At 31.6% G+C, this 21,561-nt stretch carries 21 protein-coding genes; 16 read left to right on the top strand and 5 right to left on the bottom strand.

Going from position 1 to position 21,561, the window contains the following annotated elements:
• Positions 1–76: 76 nt before the first annotated feature.
• A complete protein-coding gene (locus HALSA_RS11760) occupies positions 77–1,369 on the bottom strand; it encodes an NAD(P)H-dependent oxidoreductase (RefSeq protein ID WP_013406770.1) in 1,293 nt (430 codons plus the stop codon).
• A 667-nt stretch (positions 1,370–2,036) separates the two neighbouring features.
• On the opposite strand from HALSA_RS11760, the gene pdhA reads away from it, so the two are divergent.
• From pdhA to mgtE, 12 genes are all read left to right on the top strand, one after another.
• Positions 2,037–3,014, top strand: a complete 978-nt coding sequence (gene pdhA / locus HALSA_RS11755) for a pyruvate dehydrogenase (acetyl-transferring) E1 component subunit alpha (protein ID WP_013406769.1) — start codon at positions 2,037–2,039, stop codon at positions 3,012–3,014.
• Entirely contained in the window at positions 3,014–3,988 is a 975-nt protein-coding gene (locus tag HALSA_RS11750) for an alpha-ketoacid dehydrogenase subunit beta (protein ID WP_013406768.1), read from the top strand. Before pdhA ends, HALSA_RS11750 begins: the two co-directional genes overlap by 1 nt.
• 13 nt (positions 3,989–4,001) lie before the next feature.
• Positions 4,002–5,276, top strand: coding sequence for a dihydrolipoamide acetyltransferase family protein (locus tag HALSA_RS11745; protein ID WP_013406767.1), 1,275 nt, complete (start codon positions 4,002–4,004; stop codon positions 5,274–5,276).
• A 107-nt stretch (positions 5,277–5,383) separates the two neighbouring features.
• Complete coding sequence (locus HALSA_RS11740) at positions 5,384–6,334, top strand: sugar-binding transcriptional regulator (protein ID WP_013406766.1); 951 nt, start codon at positions 5,384–5,386, stop codon at positions 6,332–6,334.
• The gene (locus HALSA_RS11735; RefSeq protein WP_013406765.1) at positions 6,334–6,699 is read left to right on the top strand and encodes a transcriptional regulator GutM; all 366 of its coding nucleotides are present in this window, start codon (positions 6,334–6,336) and stop codon (positions 6,697–6,699) included. Before HALSA_RS11740 ends, HALSA_RS11735 begins: the two co-directional genes overlap by 1 nt.
• Positions 6,700–6,870: 171 nt before the next feature.
• Positions 6,871–7,431: a PTS glucitol/sorbitol transporter subunit IIC gene (gene srlA / locus HALSA_RS11730; protein ID WP_013406764.1), complete on the top strand. Its 561-nt coding sequence runs from the start codon at positions 6,871–6,873 to the stop codon at positions 7,429–7,431.
• 37 nt (positions 7,432–7,468) lie between these two features.
• Complete coding sequence (gene srlE / locus HALSA_RS11725; protein ID WP_013406763.1) at positions 7,469–8,470, top strand: PTS glucitol/sorbitol transporter subunit IIB; 1,002 nt, start codon at positions 7,469–7,471, stop codon at positions 8,468–8,470.
• A gap of 50 nt (positions 8,471–8,520) precedes the next feature.
• Entirely contained in the window at positions 8,521–8,886 is a 366-nt protein-coding gene (locus HALSA_RS11720) for a PTS glucitol/sorbitol transporter subunit IIA (protein WP_013406762.1), read from the top strand.
• A 252-nt stretch (positions 8,887–9,138) separates the two neighbouring features.
• Positions 9,139–9,450, top strand: coding sequence for a hypothetical protein (locus HALSA_RS11715; RefSeq protein WP_013406761.1), 312 nt, complete (start codon positions 9,139–9,141; stop codon positions 9,448–9,450).
• 34 nt (positions 9,451–9,484) lie between these two features.
• Complete coding sequence (locus tag HALSA_RS11710; RefSeq protein ID WP_013406760.1) at positions 9,485–10,480, top strand: lipoate--protein ligase; 996 nt, start codon at positions 9,485–9,487, stop codon at positions 10,478–10,480.
• 36 nt (positions 10,481–10,516) lie between these two features.
• Positions 10,517–10,792, top strand: a complete 276-nt coding sequence (locus tag HALSA_RS11705) for an HPr family phosphocarrier protein (protein ID WP_041595841.1) — start codon at positions 10,517–10,519, stop codon at positions 10,790–10,792.
• A gap of 248 nt (positions 10,793–11,040) precedes the next feature.
• Entirely contained in the window at positions 11,041–12,402 is a 1,362-nt protein-coding gene (mgtE, locus tag HALSA_RS11700) for a magnesium transporter (protein ID WP_013406758.1), read from the top strand.
• Positions 12,403–12,495: 93 nt separating this feature from the next.
• Here mgtE and HALSA_RS11695 read toward each other — a convergent pair whose 3' ends face one another.
• The 3 genes from HALSA_RS11695 to HALSA_RS11685 form a co-directional block, all read right to left on the bottom strand.
• Positions 12,496–13,782 (bottom strand): iron-containing alcohol dehydrogenase, encoded by a 1,287-nt coding sequence (locus tag HALSA_RS11695; protein WP_013406757.1) that lies wholly within the window; start codon positions 13,780–13,782, stop codon positions 12,496–12,498.
• A gap of 293 nt (positions 13,783–14,075) precedes the next feature.
• Entirely contained in the window at positions 14,076–14,903 is an 828-nt protein-coding gene (locus HALSA_RS11690) for a DUF6544 family protein (protein ID WP_013406756.1), read from the bottom strand.
• A 25-nt stretch (positions 14,904–14,928) separates the two neighbouring features.
• A complete protein-coding gene (locus HALSA_RS11685; RefSeq protein WP_013406755.1) occupies positions 14,929–15,381 on the bottom strand; it encodes a PTS sugar transporter subunit IIA in 453 nt (150 codons plus the stop codon).
• Between the two features lie 119 nt (positions 15,382–15,500).
• On the opposite strand from HALSA_RS11685, the gene HALSA_RS11680 reads away from it, so the two are divergent.
• A complete protein-coding gene (locus HALSA_RS11680) occupies positions 15,501–16,250 on the top strand; it encodes an SIR2 family NAD-dependent protein deacylase (RefSeq protein ID WP_013406754.1) in 750 nt (249 codons plus the stop codon).
• Between the two features lie 8 nt (positions 16,251–16,258).
• Here HALSA_RS11680 and HALSA_RS11675 read toward each other — a convergent pair whose 3' ends face one another.
• Complete coding sequence (locus HALSA_RS11675; RefSeq protein ID WP_013406753.1) at positions 16,259–17,014, bottom strand: patatin-like phospholipase family protein; 756 nt, start codon at positions 17,012–17,014, stop codon at positions 16,259–16,261.
• Positions 17,015–17,263: 249 nt separating this feature from the next.
• Here HALSA_RS11675 and HALSA_RS11670 point away from each other — a divergent pair, with 249 nt between their 5' ends.
• The 3 genes from HALSA_RS11670 to HALSA_RS11660 all read left to right on the top strand — a co-directional run bounded on the left by HALSA_RS11670 (position 17,264) and on the right by HALSA_RS11660 (position 21,536).
• On the top strand, positions 17,264–18,493 hold the full coding sequence (locus HALSA_RS11670; protein WP_013406752.1) for an MFS transporter: 1,230 nt from the start codon (positions 17,264–17,266) through the stop codon (positions 18,491–18,493).
• Positions 18,494–18,667: 174 nt separating this feature from the next.
• Complete coding sequence (locus HALSA_RS11665) at positions 18,668–19,981, top strand: glucose-1-phosphate adenylyltransferase (RefSeq protein WP_013406751.1); 1,314 nt, start codon at positions 18,668–18,670, stop codon at positions 19,979–19,981.
• A 262-nt stretch (positions 19,982–20,243) separates the two neighbouring features.
• Positions 20,244–21,536, top strand: a complete 1,293-nt coding sequence (locus HALSA_RS11660) for an ABC transporter substrate-binding protein (RefSeq protein ID WP_013406750.1) — start codon at positions 20,244–20,246, stop codon at positions 21,534–21,536.
• The last annotated feature ends 25 nt before the right edge of the window (positions 21,537–21,561 follow it).

Genomic DNA, 21,561 nt, shown 5'->3' with positions numbered 1-21,561 from the left:
AAAAGCCTGCCACAAGGCAGGCGTTTTTCTAAACTTATCAAAGTATATTTTGCTATATCACAGAAGCAGATTTTTTTTAGTTAAAAACTCTTTTTTGTAATTTCCAGAGTTCATAGATAACTGAATCTTTATTTAAGTCTACCATGTCAAGGGTAAGCTTTTCTCCCTGTTTAACATCTTCTTTTAAAGTAGCGCCTTCACTAAGTCCTAGGGGAAGAAGATTTTTTTCTCTTGCTACTTCTGCTTTATCAACAGAGCCATATACTGCAAATCCACCAATACCATCTATTTCTTCTCCGGCTTTTAAATCTTTTTTAGCAATAGTTGTTACTTCTGTTACAATATCTCCAATTGGTGCTATTGTTGCTTCATTATATAATACTGCTCTTACAGCAGATAATGGAGTTTCAAGGCTTGCTAAGTGATAAGGTCTGTATAATAAGTAATTTGGGCCTTCTCCCATTTTTGAATAATTCATACTGAACTTAATTCTTTCATTGTCTGTTGTAACTATGACGAATACACCAGGAGCAACATTACCCAGAGCAAAATCTACTATACCTTCATTTTGTAAGATTCCACCATCCTCTTCCAATGAATAAACTTTGGGAAGATCTTCAATTGTAGTTTTTGGTCCATGCATACCTGAAACATCAGGCACAAGACCGGTTGCATTTGAAACTGCTGCCATTTCAAGCATACTCTTAGTACCATCCATAAAGCAAGCCATCATATGGGGGGCTGTACCTTTCTGCTTAGCTCTTTCTGCAACTCTTTCTGGATTTGCTTTTCTATCAAGAGGATTGTTTTTACCCTTACCAGCTGCAACCACCTTATAACCTAAACTTTTAGCAAAATTATAGATTTCCATAATGGCTCCTGGCTCATCACCAGCTGCTCCAGTATAAACTACACCTGCATTATCAGCCATTTTTTTCAAAATAGGTCCAACTACTACATCAGCTTCTACATTCATCATTACAATGTGTTTTTTGTTATTAATTGTCTCCAGACCAATTCTGGCCCCAACATCTGGTACTCCTGTTGCGTCAATAATTACATCAATGCTCTCCACTTCTGGTACAGCAAAACCATTGCTTGTAACTACATTTTTGTCTTCTTTTATATAGTTATTTATTTCTGCTGTATCATCACTCATTATAATGTCTTCAGTGCTGATACCTGCCAATTGGTAGGCTTTTTTGGCTCTTTCTATATCAATATCAGCTACAACTGGAACTTTAACTCCATTCATTTGAGCTACCTGACTTACAATATCTGTGCCCATTTGCCCGGCCCCAATTAAACCAATCTTAATATATTCTCCTTTTGCTTCTAATTCTTTTAAATCCTTATATACATTACTCACTCTCTTTTTCCCCCTTCTGATTTTATGATAATTATATTTAAAAATAAACAAAAACTTTACATATGTTTATTTACATTACAAATGTAAACTGTAGTTATAAATTATCACAATAATATTTCTTTGTCAAATATTATTTCATATTTAGTAACAAGATGCAATTTGTCAGTTTTAAATAAATATTCACTTGACATAATTTAATTATGCTGTTATCATAAACATGAAATTTACAAATGATATATAATAGAACATATGTAAAATAGCTATATCTTAATTTTTCTAATTTTTTTAGCAAATAAAAAAGGGGGAAATATATATTGCCTATAAGTTGAAAATTATTTAAGTAAAATATCTTTATCCTTAATGAAAAGGAGTTGAAAAAATGGCTGAAAAATATGACATTGCGATTGTAGGAAGTGGACCAGGAGGATATGTAGCAGCTATTAGGGCTGGACAGACCTTCCTTATATAACACTAAGGTCAAGTGATTATCTTCACAATTAATTAAATAGTGTCTTTTTTCTAAATATTTAAAAAACACCTTGACACAAGAAAATTTAGATGTTAATATTAATCCACAGTTTACAAAAGTTTTAATAAAGAACAAATGTAAAGAAATTAATAATAGTTTAAAAACAAATTATTAGTATTTTATTTGGAGGTGCAGATAATGGAATTGTCTGAGGAGAAAATGTTACAAATGTACCAGGATATGTTAGAAATTAGAGAATTCGAAAGAAAAGTCGACTACTTTATCTCTCATGGAGATATTACAGGTACAACTCACCTTTATATTGGTGAAGAAGCTATTGCAGTTGGGGCTATAAATGCTGCAGAAGAAAAAGACTATATAAGTAGTACTCATCGTGGGCATGGTCATTCTATTGCTAAGGGTGTAAATATTAAAGAAATGATGGCTGAACTTTTTGGTAAAATAACTGGCTCATGTAAAGGTAAAGGGGGTTCTCTGCATATAGTTGATTCTGACACCAATAATTTAGGTGCTAATGGCATAGTTGGTGGAGGAATACCAATTTCAGTAGGAGCTGCATTGGCAGCTAAAATGCAGAAAAAAGATGAAGTTATTTTATGCTTTTTTAGTGATGGAGCAATGAATCAGGGTGCTTTTCATGAAGCTGTAAATATGGCATCAGTGTGGGATTTACCGGTTGTCTTTATCTGCGAAAATAATCAGTATGGAATGTCAACTTCTGTTGAAAAAGCATTTAATATTCAAGATTTATCTGCAAGGGCAAAAGCATATAATATTCCTGGTGTAAAAATAGATGGAAATAAAATTATGGAAGTTTACGAAGTTGTACAGGAAGCAGTTGAAAGAGCTAGAAACGATGGGGGACCAAGTTTAATAGTTGCAGAAACATATCGCTGGAAAGGTCACTCAAAAAGTGATGCAAAAGTTTATAGGACAAAAGAAGAAGAAAAAAAATGGAAAGAAAGAGATCCGATTGCTCAGTTTGAAGAATTACTTAAAGAACAGGGGCTTTTAGATAAACAAAAAATAGACGATATAAAAAAAGAAGTAGATGAAATGGTTGAAGCAGCAGTTAAATTTGCTCAGGAAAGTCCTTTTCCAGATAAAGAAGATATTTACGATGATGTATATGTTGATGGGGAGGTCGAATTATAATGAGAGAGATTACCGGAAGACAGGCGGTTAATGAAGCTTTAAGAGAAGAAATGGAAAGAGATGAAAATGTTTTTCTAATTGGAGAAGATATAGGAATCTATGGTGGTGCCTTTGGTGTTACCAATGGATTACTTGATAAATTTGGTAAAGAGAGGGTTCGTGATACTCCTATTTCAGAAGCTGCAATTGCTGGAGCAGCAGTAGGTGCTTCTTTAATGGGTATGAGGCCTGTTGCCGAAATGATGTTTATGGATTTTATTACAATCGCTTCAGATCAGATTATTAATCAGGGAGCAAAAATTCATTACATGTTTGGAGGCCAGATGAATGCACCTTTTGTTTTAAGAATGCCGGCCGGTGCTGCAGCAGCTGGTGCTCAGCATACTCAAAGTTTAGAAGCCTTATTATATCACATTCCAGGTTTAAAAGTTGTTATGCCATCAACCCCTTATGATCTCAAAGGTTTATTGAAAACTTCAATAAGAGATGATAATCCAGTAATGTTTATTGAACATAAAAAAGGTTATGGAGAAAAAGGAGAAGTACCTGAAGAGGAATATACTATTCCCTTTGCTAAAGCAGATATCAAAAGAGAAGGAAAAGATGTAACAATTATTGCAACTTCTCACATGGTATTTAAAGCCCTTAATGCTGCTGAAAAACTGGCAGAACAGGGTATAGATGCAGAAGTTTTAGATCCAAGAACTCTGGTACCTTTAGATATGGAAAGTATAGTCAAATCGGTGAGCAAAACAGGTAAAGCGGTAGTTGTGCATGAAGCCAGCAGAAGAGGTGGGATTGGCGGTGACATAGTTGCCAGAATCGTTGATAGTGAAGCGTTTTATTATCTTGAAACTCCCATTAAAAGAGTAACTGGTCCGAATACACCTGTACCATTTTCACCAGTACTTGAATCAGAATTTATTCCAAGTGAAGAAAAAATTATAAAAGGTGTATTAGATATTTTAGACTAGGAGGTATTAAATAATGGCTTCAGAATTAATAATGCCAAAACTAAGTATGACAATGGAAGAAGGCCAGATTGTAAACTGGTTAAAAGATGAAGGGGAAGAGGTCGAAGCAGGTGAAGTTATTTTAGAAGTTTTAAGTGATAAGACCAACTTTGAAATTGAATCACCTGATAATGGAATTCTATTAAAAAAATTATATCAAGAAGACGATGTTGTACCAGTTACAGAAGTAATTGCTTATATTGGTGAGGAAGATGAAGACATAGATGAGTTAATAGATAAAACTGAGGAAGATAGTGCAGCAGAAATAGAGGAAGTTGAAGAAGAGTCTTCTGATAAAGCTGAAGAAAAAGAAGAAGTTAAAATAGAAAGTGATGTAGAAATCTCTACAGAAAGCGAAGAAATTGTTGTAGATAAAATAAAAACAGTTCCAGCAGTAAGGAGAATTGCAAGAGAAAATAATATCGACTTGAATCTAGTAAAGGCTAGTTCGGAAGATAATGTGATTAGGGTTAAAGATATTAGAGAGTATATGGATTCAAAAGCAGCAAAAGAAAAAGAAAAAGAAGCAGAACTTAAGTCAGTAAAAGAGCCAAGTTCAGAAGAAACTATTATTGATAAATTAACTGGAATTCGCAAGGCTAGTGCAAAAAAAGTTAAAGAAAGCTGGACTGAGATACCACATGTTACAATAACTAATGAAGTTAATATGGAAAAATTACTTGAATTAAAAGATGACTGGAACAAACATCAGGGTGATGATAAACTAAAAGTTTCAGTTACTGATATACTGATTAAAATTGTAGCAACCGTTATGGAAAAGCACAAAGTTTTAAATGCCTATTTAGAAGAGGAAAAAATAGTTTATAATGATAATATCAATATAGGCTTAGCTGTATCTTTGGGAGATAAACTTACTGCACCAGTACTTAAAGATTTAAAAAACCAGAAAATCCAGAATATTGTTAAAGAAAAGCAGCAATTAATAGAAAAAGCCAAAAATAATAAATTGAGTTCTGAAGATTTAAGTGGAGCAAGACTTACTATAACAAATTTAGGGATGTATGGAACTGAAATATTTACACCGATCATAAATGCTCCAGCAAGCAGTATTTTGGGAGTAGGAAAAATCAAGAAAAAGCCAGTAGTAGTAGATGATGAAATAGTAATTCAAAGGATGATGTGGCTTAGTCTTGCTTTTGATCACCGACTTGTTGAAGGAGCACCAGCAGCTAACTTTTTAAATGAAATCAAAGAATTAATAGAATTCCCGGCAAAAGTTATGTTTTAAATATAATAATTAGTAAATATTTTGCTGCTTTGCTTTATACTAAAACTTTTGATATTATTGTTAATGTGTTATATTTTTAACAATCTTAAAAATGGAGTTGATTAGAGATGACCAATCAGAGATATTGTAAAAAGTTAAAAGCAGCAAAATATTACTATAATGAAAATTTAACTCAGCAAGAAATAGCTGATCGCCTTTACATGTCTAGACCTACGGTGTCAAAAATGCTAAAAGAAGCTAAAGAAGAAGGTATAGTTCAATTTAAAATTGTAGATGTTCAAAATAAATGTAACATGTTTGCTTTAGAAGACAAGTTAATAAAAACTTTTTCTCTAAAAAATGCTATTGTGACCGATTATGATAATTCATTTGATAATCTAAAAGATAAAATTGGTGAAGCAGCAGCCGAATATTTTGACGATCTCGTACAAAGTAATATGGAAATTGGATTTTCCTGGGGTTCAACTCTTAAAGCTATGGTCAAAAATTTAAGCTTTAATCACAATATCAATAATTTAAAATTAATTACCTTAGTTGGTGGCTCAGGTACATTTGATGCTGATGTTCATTCTAATATAATTATTGAGAATGTTTTGGATAAATATGATGGTAAAGGTCATTTTTTATATGCTCCAGCTGTAGTTGACAACAAAGAGCTTAAAAATAATCTGATTAATAATAAAGAAACTAAAGAACTTTTAGATAGAGCAAAAAACGTAGATGTTGCATTTGTAGGTATTGGTTCAATCGAAGAACTTGCTCAGAGATTAAATTTTAATAAGCAAGAGATGCAGGAATTAAAAAGTTATAATGCAGTGGGAGATGTTTGCTCACGTTTTTATGATTCTGATGGCAAACTTTGTCCTACAGAAATAAATGAAAGAATAATCGGTATCGATTTAGAATCATTAAGAGATATTAAAACTGTAGTTGGTGTTGCTGGGGGAGAGGGAAAAATAGAGGCTATTACTGCAGCTCTTAAAGGTGGCTTTTTAGATGTATTGGTTACAGATAAAATTACTGCTGAAAAAGTATTAGCAAAAGGGTGTGATGATTAATGTGGGCTCCAATTATTGTCATAATTATTGTAGCTTGGCTACTGCAGGCAGTTTTTACATTTATGCAGATGGCTAATTTTAGAAAAAGAATGCAGGAGCTAAGAACTAAAGGAACAATTGGAGTTGGTAAAGTAACGAAAAAATTTGGGATTGGAGCTATTGTTTTACTGGTGAGCAGTGATCATAAAACGATTACAGCAGCAGAGGAGATGTTTGGAGTAACAGTTTTTGCTCGCTTTAAAGAAGATGAAAAATTAAAGGGTCTAAGTTTTGAAGAAGTTGAAAGTTTAGAGTTCAAAAAAGAAAGTAAACAGGAAGCTGTTGAACAGGCACTTAACAATTTAAAAAAGAAAATTAAGCAATAAAAAATTTATAAAAATTTGAAAATTTGCAATAGTATTTAATTTAAAAATCAATTTTCCCAATATAATGCTTAATCTTAGTAAAATTATTGCTAGGGGGGTGATATAAAAATTATTAAAAATGTTTTTTGGGATTTGGGCGTAATTTTTTAAAAAATTATGGAGGTGTAATTTATGGAAATGTTAACATTGGCCGCTGAATGGTTTATTGGCCTATTTAATGAAGGTGGAGAAGTTTTTGTTGGACTATTAACAGGTATTGGTCCAACTCTAGTAGCATTGATGACTGCAGTTTATGCTGTAAGGAATTTAATAGGAGAAGAGAAGGTAAATAAATTTGCTGCTAAAATCGGAGGAAATATAGTCTTGCGTTATACTTTATTACCGATAATGGCTGTTTTCTTTTTGACAAATCCGATGGCATATACTTTTGGTACATTTTTGCCAGAAAGATATAAGCCAGCTTTTTATGATGCAGCTGTGTCATTTGTTCATCCAATCTTGGGACTTTTTCCTCATGCAAATCCAGCCGAGTTATTCGTTTATATGGGTATAGCTAATGGGATTCAAGAACTTGGTCTTGGCTTAGGAGCATTGGCAATTCGCTATTTTGTTGTTGGTGTAATTGTAATTTTAATTAGAGGAATTGTTACAGAGAGGATTACCGTTTGGATGATGAGAAAAGATGGTATAGAGCTAGAAGGTTTTGATGAATTTGTCCAGGATGCTGCATAAAAAAACTAGTTAAATTTTTTATAAAGGAGGAAATATTGTGACTTATAAAACTATTAAAATTACTCGTTCTAGCAATGGATGGGGAGGACCATTAGTACTTAAACCAACAGATGAAAAAAATATAGTTGCTTCAATGACAGGTGGAGGTATACATCCTGTTGCTCAGAAAATTGCAGATATGACTGGGACAGAAGCAAAAGATGCTTTTAATACTAGCGTACCAGAAGAAAAAATGTTATGTGTTGTTATAGATTGTGGGGGTACTGCCAGGGCAGGAGTATATCCTAAAAAAAGAATTCCAACAATTAACTTAACACCAGCTGGACAGGTAGGTCCTTTAGCAAAACACATCAAAGAAGATATCTATGTTTCAGGTGTAAAAGTAAATAATATATCATATACTGATGAAGAAGCAAGTGTTCCAGAAACTACTAAGGATGTAGAAGCGGACTCTCCAGCAGCTGCAGCTAAAGCTGTCAGGGGTAATGGAGGAAATGGTAATGGCGGTATAACAGGATTTATTGCAAATATTGGTCGAGCAATGGGTGGAATAGTAGGAGTATTCTATCAAGCTGGTCGTGAGACTATTGATCAATTGATCAAAAATATAATTCCATTTATGGCATTCATAGCTACTATAATTGGTATTATCAATGCTACTGGATTAGGAGAACTTATTGCCAACACTCTTTCACCACTAGCAAGTACTTTACCTGGTTTACTGGCTTTAACAGTAATAGCTTCATTACCATTTTTGTCACCAATTCTTGGACCGGGAGCAGTTATTGCTCAGATTATTGGTGTAATTATTGGTGTAGAGATTGGAAGAGGAAATATTCCACCTCATTTTGCATTGCCAGCACTATTTGCTATTAACCCACAGGTTGGTTGTGACTTTGTCCCTGTAGGTTTAAGTTTAGGTGAAGCAAAGCCAGAAACTCAAGAGATCGGAGTACCAGCAGTACTTATTTCTAGAGTTATAACAGGACCAGTTGCAACAATAATAGCATATTTTGCAAGTTTTGGTCTTTATTCTTAAGAGCTATATTTAAATATGATTATTTAATTTAAAGAGGGAGGTTTTATTAATTGGAAGCAATATATGAAATTGAGGTCACTGCTTTAGGTGATCAGGTTGAAGAATTTTTAGAGCAGGATTTAATTATATTATTTAATGATAATGCACCTGCAGAATTAGCAGAGATCTCAGTTATTCATACTAAATCTGAGCTTAAAGGAGAAATTGAAATCGGAGATTATATTCAAATAGATGACAAAAAATATCAAATAACTGCTGTCGGTGAAGTGGTAAATAAAAATATGAGCCGTTTAGGTCATGCAACTTTAAGATTTAATGGTAATACTAAAGCACAGTTACCTGGTGATATTAATCTTGAAAAGTCCAAATTACCTGAAATAAATAATGGAACTATTATAAAAATCTTAAAAAGCTAAGATGATATAAATAGAAATTAATTTAGAATGCTTAATAAGCCGGAGGTTTCTGTTCAAAGAGAGACCTCTGGTTTTAGAGTATTGAAAGGGGTCAGTTGTTTTCTTTCTTATTTAAATCATAATTTTGCTATTTTGATTTAATTATTTTATAATCATTATATACTCAAAGAATATTTTAAAATAATTAAGCTTTAATAAGAAGCTCGGTAGATAATGATTATTTAACTAAGCAATGGGGGTGTAGAGTTTAAAATGGAAAAAATGGATACAGCTCTTTACTGTGTAAAATGTGATGAAGAAACTCCTCATACTGTAATATATATTCATGATGAGATTCAGCGCATAAAATGTAATAAGTGTAATAATGTTCATGGAATTGATAAAAAAGAACTTTTAGAGCATTATACAGTTGATACAGTTGAGCATATTTTAACCGAACCATTTAAATTGAGCAAACAATTAAGAGAAAAAAAGTTTTCAATAATTTTTTCTTTGCCGAAAAGACTGTTAACCAAGCCATACAGAATAGCAAAAGAGATTAAAGAATTATGGGAAGAAGAATAAAAGAAGTATTTTTAAATAGGAGAGAAAGTAAAAAATGTCGATTAATAGGTCTAAAATTGTATATTCTGAAGAATATAATCCCTGGTACAATTTAGCTTTAGAAGAATATTTATTAAATAATTTATCTGAGGATGAGATAATATTATATTTATGGCAAAATGATAATACTGTAGTCATAGGTCGTAATCAAAATGCCTGGAAAGAGTGCCGCTGCAGTCAGCTTGAAGAAAGTGGTGGCTATCTGGCTAGAAGGATTTCTGGTGGTGGAGCCGTATATCATGATTTAGGTAATTTAAATTTCACTTTTTTAATGGGAAGAAAATATTATGATCTCCATAAACAATTATCTGTTATTTTAAAAGCGGTGAGAAATAAAGGTATAGAAGCTGAGTTTTCCGGAAGAAACGATCTCATAACAGGTGGAAAAAAGTTTTCAGGTAATGCTTTTTATTTTGGGTCAAAAAAGGCTTATCATCACGGGACACTTTTGCTTGATAGTAATCTTAATGCTCTAGTTAAATTTTTAGAATTGTCTCAGGAGAAAATAATATCTAAAGGTATTGATTCTGTTCGTTCCCAAGTTGTTAATTTAAAGTCAATAAATGAGGACTTAAACCTTGAAATATTAAAAAAAGAACTGGAAAAAACCTTTGCGGAAGTTTATTTAAAAGCTGAACAAATAAAATCATATAAGCCCTCAAAGATGGAAGAATTAAGTGAGCTTTACAATAAATATTCATCCTGGGAATGGCGTTATGGAGCAGGTGCAGAATTTGACATTGTTTTTGAAAATAGCTTTGCTTGGGGTGAATTAGAAATAAATCTCAATCTGGTTAAAGCTGTTATCAAAGATGTCGAAGTATATACAGATTCAATTGAGAGTAATTTATTTATCGAACTTGAAGAAAATTTAAAAGGCAAGAAATTTAAAAGAGAGAATTTGATCTCTGCTGTTGATAATCTTAATTATAATAAAAATCAGAGTATTATCTCTGATCTTAAAGTATGGTTTAAAAATAGAGATCTGTGAAATAAATATTTTAAAAACGAAAGGATGATTTTTTTGTTGTTAGAAAAAAAGGTTTTGATTCAAAATAAAACAGGCTTACATGCCAGACCAGCAGCCCAATTTGTACAAAAAGCTAGCTCTTTTGAGTCAAAGATAAATATAATTTTTGAGGATAAAGAAGTTAATGCTAAAAGTATTATGGGAGTTATGAGTCTTGGGGTTGGTAAAGGGAAAGAAATAAGCATTAAAGCAGATGGGGAAGATTCTCAAAAGGCAATTAAAGAACTTGTTGATTTTATAAATATAGAAATGCCAAAAGAAGATCATGAGTAAAAAAAATGAAAATTAATTATTTCTAAGAGACCATTAGACCCTGGTCTCTTTTTGTTTTGCTATTAATTTTCTTTAAAATTAAAAAATTTAATATTTAAAGCGGGAAATTTAGTATAGATATAGAATAGATTTAATAAGCAGAATAATACTTAGATTATTAATTGGTCATTTCTTTTTATAAACATTTTTAATTTATCTACAAATATAAAACAATATATTGTTTTATTGTAGAAAAGGGGTGGGTTTAATTGTTATTAGGTAATGAGATTATTAAAGAAGCTGTTCAGAAAACAAAGCAATATTTAAAAGCTAAAGAAATTGAAAAGGCTGTTGAGGTTTCTGAGCAATTGCCTGCTCAAAGGTTGGCAAAGTTACTTAGGAATTTCTCATCTGAACATATCTATTCTTTTCTTCAACATTTGCCCAAGGATCGAATATTAGAAGTTATTAATGGATTTGCAGAAGAATATGCTGCAGAGCTATTAGAATTAATGCCAGAAGAAGAAAGATTAAAGTATTTATCCAAAATGGATAGTGATGAAGTAGTTGATATATTAAATCAATATCCGCGGGAAAAACAGGAGAAAATATTAGAAGATTTTTCTCGGTCTAAAAGAGAAGAAGTAGAAAATATCGCAAGTTATAGTGAAGATACTGTTGGTGCTTTTTTAGAAAAAGATTTTCTTTCAGTTATAAGTGGTAATACAATAGAAAATATACTGTCTGAAATTAAAAATCTTTCGGAAACTATTGAGCATAGGTCATATGTTTATATAGTAAATAAGAATAATAAACTCTTGGGAGTTTCTTCTTTTAGAGAACTGTTATTTGCAGATAAAAAAGCTAAGATTGATAGTATAATGACAGAAAATATATATTCGGCTAATGTAGAGGATCCAGCAATCGAAGCTGCTCAGAGATTGAAAGCTCGCAAATTAAAGCTGCTCCCTGTTGTAGATAAACAGGAAAGATTAGTCGGGATATTAAGCATGGAAACTGCTGTAGAATTACTTTCTAATGAAATAGCAGAAGATATTCTAGCCTTATCTGGTGTTTCAGGAGAAGAATCTTTTTTTACTAAATCAGGATTATCAATTAAAATGAGGCTACCCTGGATGATTGGAAATATATTTTTAAATTTAGGTGCTGTTGCAGTTATAAGTAATTTTGAAAATACTATAGCTCAGGTTGCAATTTTAGCTGCTTTTCTACCAATGATTACTGATATGGGAGGTAATGTTGGTATTCAGGCTCTTTCGGTTTCAATCAGGAGTCTGGCGCTTGGAGAAGTCCAAATTAGAGATATTAAAAGAGCTGTGGTAAAAGAGATGAAGATCGGTTTAGTAAATGGATTGGTATTAGGGGCTGTATTTGCAGTAGTGGCCTATTTTTTACAGCGAAACTTAATACTTGGTTTTGTGGCAGGTATAGCGTTGGGAATTAATGTTTTAGTTGCTGGTGTGGTCGGAGGCTCAATGCCTTTTATAATTAAAAAACTTGGAAAAGATCCTGCACTTATGACAGGACCTTTTTTGACAACCATTACTGATATAACAGGAGTTTCTATTTATCTTGGTTTAAGTACTATTTTTCTTTTGGGACTATTGTAGCAAAAAAGCTTAGCAATTATTTTTGAGTATGAATTATCTTAATGATTGCTAAGCTTTATATTTTATTATTATATTCTTACTAATATTGTGCTATTAAAAGGCATCTTCAAATATTCTTACAATATCTTCTACACTACCTTTTCTAGGGTTAGTTCCAGCATTACCATCCTCTAAAGCTAATTTTGCCATTTCTTCAAAATCGTCTCTTTTAACATCAAATTTAGATTCGCTCAGAGAGCTTGGAATTCCAATATCTCGAGCTAGTTCTTTAATGGCGTCTAAAGAAGCTTCAGCCGCTTCTCTTGTTGACATATTACTTGTATCAACACCAAAAACTTCAGCGATTTTTTTAAATCTTTTTAGCTTATCGATTTCATCTTTAATAGCTTTAATTGATTCTTGAGCTTCTGGATTATTAGATATTTTACTTTGTTCTTTGCCAAATATTTCAGTAATATTTGAGAAACGCTCTACATCTGTGCCAAGATTAAACTTTTCTACATAAGGCAGTAAAATGGCATTAGCTATACCGTGTGGCATATCATAAAAACCACCTAGTTGATGAGCCATAGCATGAACATAACCCAGGCCACCATTGTTGAAGGCGAAACCAGATAATACGGATGCATTAGCCATATTTTCACGTGCTTTAATATCCTGACCATCTTTAACGACTTTTCTTAAATTATTTGCGACCAATTCGATTGATTTAATAGCTGCTGCATCAGTTAAAGCATTTGCATTAGTTGAGACATATGTTTCTACTGCATGGGTCAGAGCATCCATACCGGTTGCAGCAGTTAATCCAGGTGGTTTACCAACCATAAGTTCCGGATCATTGATAGAGACATCCGGTGTATTCCTCCAACTTACTATAACAAATTTAACGTTTGGAGTCTGAGAAGTGTCAGTAATAACTGTGTGCCTGGTAACCTCACTAGCAGTTCCAGCGGTTGTATTTACACAGACCATGGGAGGAGTTTCATTTTCTAGTTTTTCAATACCCGCATAATCTTTGTATAAATCACCATCATGGGTAGCTGCAACTCCAATTGCTTTTCCACAATCATGAGCACTTCCACCACCAATAGTTACAATCATGTCACAATTTTCTCTTTCGTAAATCTTAAGCCCAGCATAAACATTTACATCTTTAGGATTAGGTTCAACTTCATCATAAAATGCATAATTCAAATTAGCTTTCTTTAAATATTTAACAACCTGATCTACAGGTCCACCCTCCATATTTCTTAAAAAGCTGTCAGTCACTATTAAAACTTTTTTTGCACCTAAAATTTTGCACCTTTCTCCAACAACCTCTACACAGCCAGGTCCCATAAAATTTACAGTTGGCAGCATATAATCATAATAATCGGACATTAGCACTCCTCCTTAATATAAAATTAAAAAAATCCTACCTGTCTTAATTAAGCATAAACCGGCAAAATGCTTAAAAAACTAATAGGATTTCTCAAATCTCCTAAACAAAAATATTATATTTTAACTTATGTTGTCATAATATTAACATAATTATCTTATCCAGTCAATATTAATTATATGCTATTTAATTCCAAAAAAATCTTATTATTTTTAATATTAAAATAATTAAATAAAAATCTATAAATTTTTTGTTTTATTATAAGAGAAAATTATTTTCAAGATTGCTTTGATAATTATTGATAACTTAAACTATTAAGATTAGCTTCAAAAATGGTGAAATTTTCAAAACTATCTTCATAAAGCAATTCCATAGATGTGGGGACTCTAAAATTATTTTGTCGGATATAATTACTATAATTGGCAGTAAAACGAACTCTGTTTCGTTCAAAAAGAAATTCTTCACTAACAATAGAGGAGAGAGAATAGTCATCATTGAATTTCATTGTATATTCCATTGTTTTTTCGTTTTTAGCTATTCTTATCAGTATACTTTTATCATCTAAAGAATTCCAAGATATTTGCTGGTCAGATAGATAAAAATAAGGGAAATATACTGCATCAAATATAAAACGGGTTCTTAAAAATTGTTCTGGTTCTTCAGAATAATAATTCGATCTATTGATAATCCCCAATAATTTTTTTTCATGTGTTTTTTCTGATTCTAGTAATTTTTCTCTTACCTTATGAAAAATAATTCTATTATCATCAATCATAAATTCACTTATATAATTAAGCTCTTTAATATTATAAAAGCTTTTTGCAGTAAAATCTTTTCCAGTTTTGCTAGCATTGTGATAATAAGTGCCAGAATAGTTAAGTTTTACATAAGAAGGTAAATTATTTAAGTTTATTACACTATAATTAATATAATTTCTTAAAGGTCTTGGGACAGCTGGGCTATTTGGGTTCATCATAGAAAAACTATCTCTGATCATATAGGATTGTTGCATAGAACTAACATTTTGTCTGTATTCCCATTCTAAATAAAGATTAGATAATAATGTATAAACTGATAATGCAATTACGATCAACAAAAAAAATATAATAGTTTTTTTAAACATGATGAGTCCCTCTTCTCATTGATATTTAAAATAATTTATAGATTATTTCTAATACTTCTGTCTTGCTTTTGGCGTCTAATAGTGCCTGCCTATTTTCGTCGACCCTCATTTTGCTCACTAATTTTGATACCATTTTTAAATAATCTGGAGAAAAGCCTTTATAATCTGCTACCATAAAAAATAGATTGACAGGTTTTTGATCAAGACTATTATATTCTATACCATTTTTTGATCTGCCAAAAGCAAGAGTTAATTCATTAACTACCTCACTCTTGCCATGGGGAATAGCAATTCCCCTTCCTAAACCTGTGGGGCCTTCTTCTTCTCTACTTAAAATGGTTTCAAAAAAGACATCTTTAGAAGTTATTTTATTATTTTTAGCTAGTATTTCAATTATTTCTCTAAAAGCATCTTCTTTAACATTACTTTCTAAGTTCATTATTATTAAGTTTTCATTTATTAAATTTTGAATCTCCATTGTTATCCTCCTCATAAAGCGGTTAATATAATTATATATCATTATTCCATATTATACAAAAAGGTAATCAAATATTTTTAAAGAACTATATATTTGAAGAAAGGAGATTTGATTTAAAAATGAACAAATATAAAGCAGCAGCAGATTTAATTCAGAAATCCAAGCATATAACAGCATTCACAGGAGCTGGGATTTCTGTTCAGAGTGGTATACCTGATTTTAGATCCAAAAATGGTTTATGGGATAATTATGAGCCTGAAATTTTTTCGATCAATTATTTAAAGCAAAAACCTAAAAAAACCTGGCATGCTATCAAACAGATTTATTATGAATTTTTTAATGGTTCTCAACCTAATCTTGCTCATAGAGTTCTTGCTGAGATGGAAAAAAATAATTTGCTTGATTCTATAATTACTCAAAATATTGATAGCCTTCATCAAGAGGCAGGAAGTATTAATGTAATAGAATACCATGGAAATTCTAAAAAAACTATCTGTCTTGATTGTGGAGCTCAATTTAATGATCTCAAGAATCTTTTGAGTGAGATACCACCATTTTGTAGTGATTGTGGGGGTATCTTAAAACCAGATTTTATATTTTTTGGTGAATCAGTTTCTCAAAAAGCTCATGAATTAGCATATTTAGAGGCAAAAAGAGCAGATCTTTTTATAATTATTGGTACAACTGGTGATGTATATCCTGCTGCTAGAATACCTTTTTATGCTAAAGATAATGGAGCAAAAATAATTGAAATTAACATTAAAAAATCTAATTATAGTGATAAAATAACCAAGATATTTTTAGAAAATAAAGCAGTTAATGCCATGGAAAAATTAGCATTTGAGTTGAGTATCTCCTTAAAATCTTAAAAATGTCTCTAGTTGAAATTAATTTTGATTTTTTTAGTATGCCTATAACCTAATTCAAATAATTTATCAGCATGTTTTGTATCGAGAATATGATAATCTTCTAGTCCTTCGGGCTCAATAAATAAATCGACACTATTTTTGATTTGTTCTTGATCTCGATTAACACTTAATTGAAATGTTCTTAGAGCAATTTCTACTAAATTATTTAAATTTCTTGTTTTTTCAATAGGCATTATATTTACAGCAATAATAATATCACATTTGTTTTTTAATGGCTCTACCGGAAGGTTGTCAAGCAGACCACCATCAACATATAAATCACCGTTTATTTCAACAGGAGAAAAGAGCACAGGTATAGAAGAAGATGCCTGGACAATTTTGCTTATGTCACCTTCATCAAAATATTTTATTTTGCCAGTTATTAGATTAGCGGCTGCAATATAAAGCGGGATTTTAAGTTCTGATATTTTTTCTTCTTGTAGATGCTCTTCTAAGTTATGATGAAGATTGTCTAAACTCATCAAACCATTAATTGGAACTGTAACCTTGGCATAATCAAAAAAATCATTTTCTTTCATGATCTCCATTATCTGATCAGGTTTTTTCCCTGCTGAGATAAAAGCACCTACAATAGAACCTGCGCTAACTGCAGAAATGTAATCAGCTTTTATATCTTTTTCTTCAAGAGCTTTTAAAACTCCAAGGTGGGCAAAACCTCTTGCCCCTCCACCGGCTAAAACGATACCAATCTTTTTCTTTTTCATAATTATAAGACCTCCATTAAATTTATATTGTGGAATTAAAATTATATCTATAAATTAATTTTATCATCTTAATAAAAAAATTGCTAAAAGTTAAGACTTTAAATAATTAAAATTAGAAATATGGTTGACAGAAATTACTTAATAATATAATATACTAATAATGATTATAATAATTTATCTGAAAAGCTTTTCATATCATCCACATAATAATTAATAGAGAAGAAAAAGACAAAGGAGATATTTAAACTAATGAATAGCACTACAAAATCCAGCAAATTGCAGTATAAATTTCTTTTTATTATTTCTACGGCATACCTTGCGGTTGATATAAATATGCAGGGTTTTCTAGCTTTAATGCCTTTTGTCAGAGATGAATTTTCAATTACTAGAGCTCAGGCAGGTTTATATTCTACAGCATATTTTTTACTTGCTACTTTAATAGCTATTTATAGTGGTAGTGTAGTTGATAAAATCGGATCAAAAAAAGGAATGATATTTGGAACAGGTTCAGTAGGTGTTTTACTTATTTTACATGCAGCAGCACCTCACTTTTTTGTTCTTTTAATTTTAGCTCTTTTAACAGGATTGGTTTTTAGTATTATAACTCCATCTTTGAATAAGGCAGTAATGTCTAAAGTATCTGCTAGAAACAGGGCTACTTCTATGGGAATTATGCAGATGGGTGGAGGAGTAGGTGGCTTTTTGGGAGCAACTTTTTTACCTGTTTTAGGAGAAATATATAGCTGGAGAATTGCAGTTTTATTTTCAGGTTCACTGGCTTTAATTGTTACTTTATTTTTGTTTATTTTCTATAAAGAAGATAATAAAAAAGATCAAGATGCGAAATTAAAACAAAGAGAGCAGCCTAGTTTTAAAGATTCTATATTTATTCTTTTAAAAAACAAAAATTTAATGCTTGTTTGTGTACTTGGTTTTGCTTTGGGGACTTCAGTTGGTTCAATACCAGCTCATTATACTCTCTATTTAACTCAGGATATTAATATGAGCAGGACTGTAGCTGGATTAAGCCTCGGTTTTTTTCAAATAGGTGGTATAATTGGAAGGCCTGCTTTGGGTTATATTAATGATAAATTTTTTAATGGTGATAGAGGTCTTGGTTTGAGTTCAGTTGGTTTTTCATTGGTTTTTATACAATTGTTTTATTCATTTTACATAAGTAATTTTGCACCTTCTATATATCTTGTTTATTTTAGTTCGTTTTTAACTGGGATTATAGCTTTGGGATGGATGAGTTTATTTTTTACAACTATTGCAGAGCTTTCAAGTGCAAAACTAACTGGAATTGGAACCGGGATAGCACTGGTCTTTTTAAGATCAGGAGTTGTAATAAGTCCGCCTATTTTTGGGCATTTAGCAGATATTAGTGGTAGTTATCAATTAAGTTGGTTTGTTTCCGCAGCAGTTCTATTAACTTTTACGATTTTTTTTCATTTAGTTGTAAAACGCAAAAACGGCTAAATGTATAAAATTATCTAAAAATAATAACTTTTATTTTTTTCAAGATTCTTTTTAAAAAAGGAAGGAATTTCATCAATATTAGTTAATAATATATATATGAGTAATCTAGAAATTATGCATAGGTAAATTTTTACTGCATAATGATTCATTAATATAACATAAGGGGGAAAATTTATGTCAAAAACGTTAGCATTAATTTTAGCTGGTGGCCGTGGAACAAGACTTGACGTTTTATCTGCACATAGAGCTAAACCAAGTGTACCTTTTGCAGGTAAGTTTAGATTAATTGATTTTGCACTTAGTAATTGTGTAAATTCCAATATCTATAATATTGGGGTACTTACTCAATACCTACCTCTTTCTTTGAATAATCATATAGGAATAGGTAAACCGTGGGATTTAGATAGAAAAAGAGGTGGAGTAACAATTTTACAACCTTTTAGAGGTAAGCCAGGTACTACAGATTGGTATGAAGGTACTGCTCATGCTATTTATAAAAATCGTAGTTTTATTAGAAATCAAAATCCTGATGAAGTTGTAATTTTATCGGGTGACCATGTTTATGCTATGGACTATGGTAAAATGATAGAGTTTCACCGTGAAAAAGGAGCTGACCTAACAATAGCTGCTCAGCCTGTGCCATATGAAGATGCCAGTCGTTTTGGAATACTAGATTATAATGATGAAATGGAAGTTACAGATTTTGTAGAAAAACCTGCTGACCCACCAAGCAATTTAGCTTCAATGGGTATTTATGTATTTGATAAAGATAGATTATTAGAAGTATTAGAAAAGTATTGTAGTGAAGAAGATTCTGATTTTGGTCACCACATAATACCACCAATGATTGAAGAAAATAAAGTGTTTTTATATGAATTTGATGATTACTGGAAAGATGTTGGTACTTTAGAGGCTTACTGGCAAACAAATCTTGATTTAGCTAAGCCTATCCCAGAGCTAAATTTATATAATGAAGAGTGGAAACTTCATACAAGAAGTGAAGAAAAACCATCAGTAAAATTAGGTGAAAATGCTTCTGCTTCAAAAAGTTTGATTTCTAATGGTTCTATTATTAATGGTCAAGTAAGAAATTCAGTCATCAGCCCAGGTGTATACATAGAAGAAGGGGCTGTAGTTAAAAACTCAATTATTTTTAATGATAGCATAATTAGAAGTAATTCAGTTATTGATAAATGTATAATTGATAAAGAAGTGGAAGTAAAGGCAAATTGTAAAATTGGTTATGGAGATGATTTAACTCCTAATAAAGATAAACCTGATCTGCTTACCAATGGGCTTAATGTCATTGCTAAAAGAGCTACAATACCTGAAGGTACAGTTATTGAAAGAAATTGTAGAATATTTTCTTATGTAAATGTTGAAGATTTTAATGGTAATAATGTTTCTAGTGGAAGTACTATTGTCTCTGAGATTGGACAAAAAGTTGCTGACGGTGATGAAGACCAGGTTAGAGAATTGAATGTTTAAATAATATTATACTCAAGCTCTTCTCTTTAATTTGAGGAGGGCTTTTTTTTATGTTAAATATTCATAATATTTTTTGTTTTCAAAAAGGTTTTTACTTTTATTTAAAGAATATACTATGTAAGGTCTTTTTTACAAAAATTTTACCTATTTGCAATAAAACTTTAATTTAAATAATTTATTATGAATACAACTTAATAAACAAAGGAGGTGTAGTTTTTTCAAGTTAAGCTTTATTAAAAAAAATAGGGAGTGAAAAATCATTATGAAAAAAGGGGTTATTTTTGCTTTGTCAGTATTTTTGTTTATTGCTCTTTTATTTGCCAATCCTGTAGGAGCACAAGAAGATCAAGTGCTTTTAAACTTCTATTATCCTGTAGGTGTAGCTGGTCCGTTGGCAAACGTTGTAGATCAAATGGTAAATGAGTTTAATGAAACACATCCGAATATTACTGTTCAACCTGTATATTCAGGTGATTATGATGATACAATGCAGAGAGTGCAGACTGGAGTTATGGGGGGTAATCCACCGGACATAGCAGTTGTAGAGATTTCTGAAGCACATAGTTTATTACAGATGAATGCCACAATACCATTAACAAAATATATTGAAGAAGAGGGAGATTTTATAGATCCATTTTACGATGCCTTTTTAGCTAATGGTAATTTACATGGTGAACAATGGACAATTCCATTTCAAAGAAGTACTCCGGTCTTTTATTATAATAAAGATCACTTTGCAGAGAAGTCAGATGAACTTTTAGCTGCAGGTCTAGATCCGGAGCGGGCACCTGATACCTGGGATGAACTAGTAGCTTATGCCGAAGTATTAACCGATAGAGAAGCTAATAGATGGGGTTTAATTATTCCGGGTGGTTGGAATGATTGGATTTTTGAAGCTTTTGCCTATCAAAATGATGGCCAGCTTATTAATCGTGAAGGAACTGAAGCCTATTTTACAGATGAAGCTGTTATAGAGGCTGCTCAATTCTGGTATGATTTAGCACATAAATATGAAGTAATGCCTAAAGAAGTAAGAACCTGGGCTGGAAGTCCAACTGATTTCGCTGGAGAAGCCGCCTCTATGTTGTATAACTCAACTGGAGCACTTCCACCTATTTTAAATACAGCTAATTTTGAAGTAGGAGTAGCATTTATGCCTCAAAATAAAACATATGGTGCTGCTGTAGGTGGAGGAGATTTCCATGTATTTAGAGATATTCCGGAGGCTAATCAAGATGCAGCCTGGGAGTTTATAAAATTTATGACTAATCCTGAAAATGCTGCAACCTGGAGTGTAGAATCTGGTTATGTTGCTGTAAGAGAAGATGCCTATGATGTTCCAGTTTTAGCAGAGCATGTTTTGGACCAACCTGCTAGAGCTGTTGCCAGAGATCAATTAGAATATGCATATCCAAAGATGAGTGCTGTTGGCTATCAACAAATACGCCAGTCTTTAACAGATATATTAGATGATGTAATGGAAGGCAATATGGATCCAGAAACAGCAATGAATAATGCTCAAAATAGAATACAGGGAATTCTTGATAGACATTAATAATTATCTTTATAAATACTACCCC

It is taken from the genome of Halanaerobium hydrogeniformans (genome assembly GCF_000166415.1).
Taxonomy (GTDB): Bacteria; Bacillota; Halanaerobiia; order Halanaerobiales; family Halanaerobiaceae; genus Halanaerobium; species Halanaerobium hydrogeniformans.
The sequence above is the reverse complement of the archived record's forward strand: the minus strand, read 5'-3'. Positions and strand labels throughout refer to the sequence as shown.

Bases quoted from the DNA above. Each gene is read 5' to 3' on its own strand.
- srlA (WP_013406764.1), top strand. From the start codon at position 6,871: ATGGAAATGTTAACATTGGCCGCTGAATGGTTTATTGGCCTATTTAAT.
- HALSA_RS11715 (WP_013406761.1), top strand. From the start codon at position 9,139: ATGGAAAAAATGGATACAGCTCTTTACTGTGTAAAATGTGATGAAGAA.
- HALSA_RS11685 (WP_013406755.1), bottom strand. From the start codon at position 15,381: ATGGAGATTCAAAATTTAATAAATGAAAACTTAATAATAATGAACTTA.
- HALSA_RS11660 (WP_013406750.1), top strand. From the start codon at position 20,244: ATGAAAAAAGGGGTTATTTTTGCTTTGTCAGTATTTTTGTTTATTGCT.
- pdhA (WP_013406769.1), top strand. From the start codon at position 2,037: ATGGAATTGTCTGAGGAGAAAATGTTACAAATGTACCAGGATATGTTA.
- HALSA_RS11740 (WP_013406766.1), top strand. From the start codon at position 5,384: ATGACCAATCAGAGATATTGTAAAAAGTTAAAAGCAGCAAAATATTAC.
- HALSA_RS11675 (WP_013406753.1), bottom strand. From the start codon at position 17,014: ATGAAAAAGAAAAAGATTGGTATCGTTTTAGCCGGTGGAGGGGCAAGA.
- HALSA_RS11665 (WP_013406751.1), top strand. From the start codon at position 18,668: ATGTCAAAAACGTTAGCATTAATTTTAGCTGGTGGCCGTGGAACAAGA.
- HALSA_RS11710 (WP_013406760.1), top strand. From the start codon at position 9,485: ATGTCGATTAATAGGTCTAAAATTGTATATTCTGAAGAATATAATCCC.
- HALSA_RS11680 (WP_013406754.1), top strand. From the start codon at position 15,501: ATGAACAAATATAAAGCAGCAGCAGATTTAATTCAGAAATCCAAGCAT.
- HALSA_RS11750 (WP_013406768.1), top strand. From the start codon at position 3,014: ATGAGAGAGATTACCGGAAGACAGGCGGTTAATGAAGCTTTAAGAGAA.
- HALSA_RS11690 (WP_013406756.1), bottom strand. From the start codon at position 14,903: ATGTTTAAAAAAACTATTATATTTTTTTTGTTGATCGTAATTGCATTA.
- HALSA_RS11670 (WP_013406752.1), top strand. From the start codon at position 17,264: ATGAATAGCACTACAAAATCCAGCAAATTGCAGTATAAATTTCTTTTT.
- HALSA_RS11735 (WP_013406765.1), top strand. From the start codon at position 6,334: ATGTGGGCTCCAATTATTGTCATAATTATTGTAGCTTGGCTACTGCAG.
- HALSA_RS11695 (WP_013406757.1), bottom strand. From the start codon at position 13,782: ATGTCCGATTATTATGATTATATGCTGCCAACTGTAAATTTTATGGGA.
- HALSA_RS11745 (WP_013406767.1), top strand. From the start codon at position 4,002: ATGGCTTCAGAATTAATAATGCCAAAACTAAGTATGACAATGGAAGAA.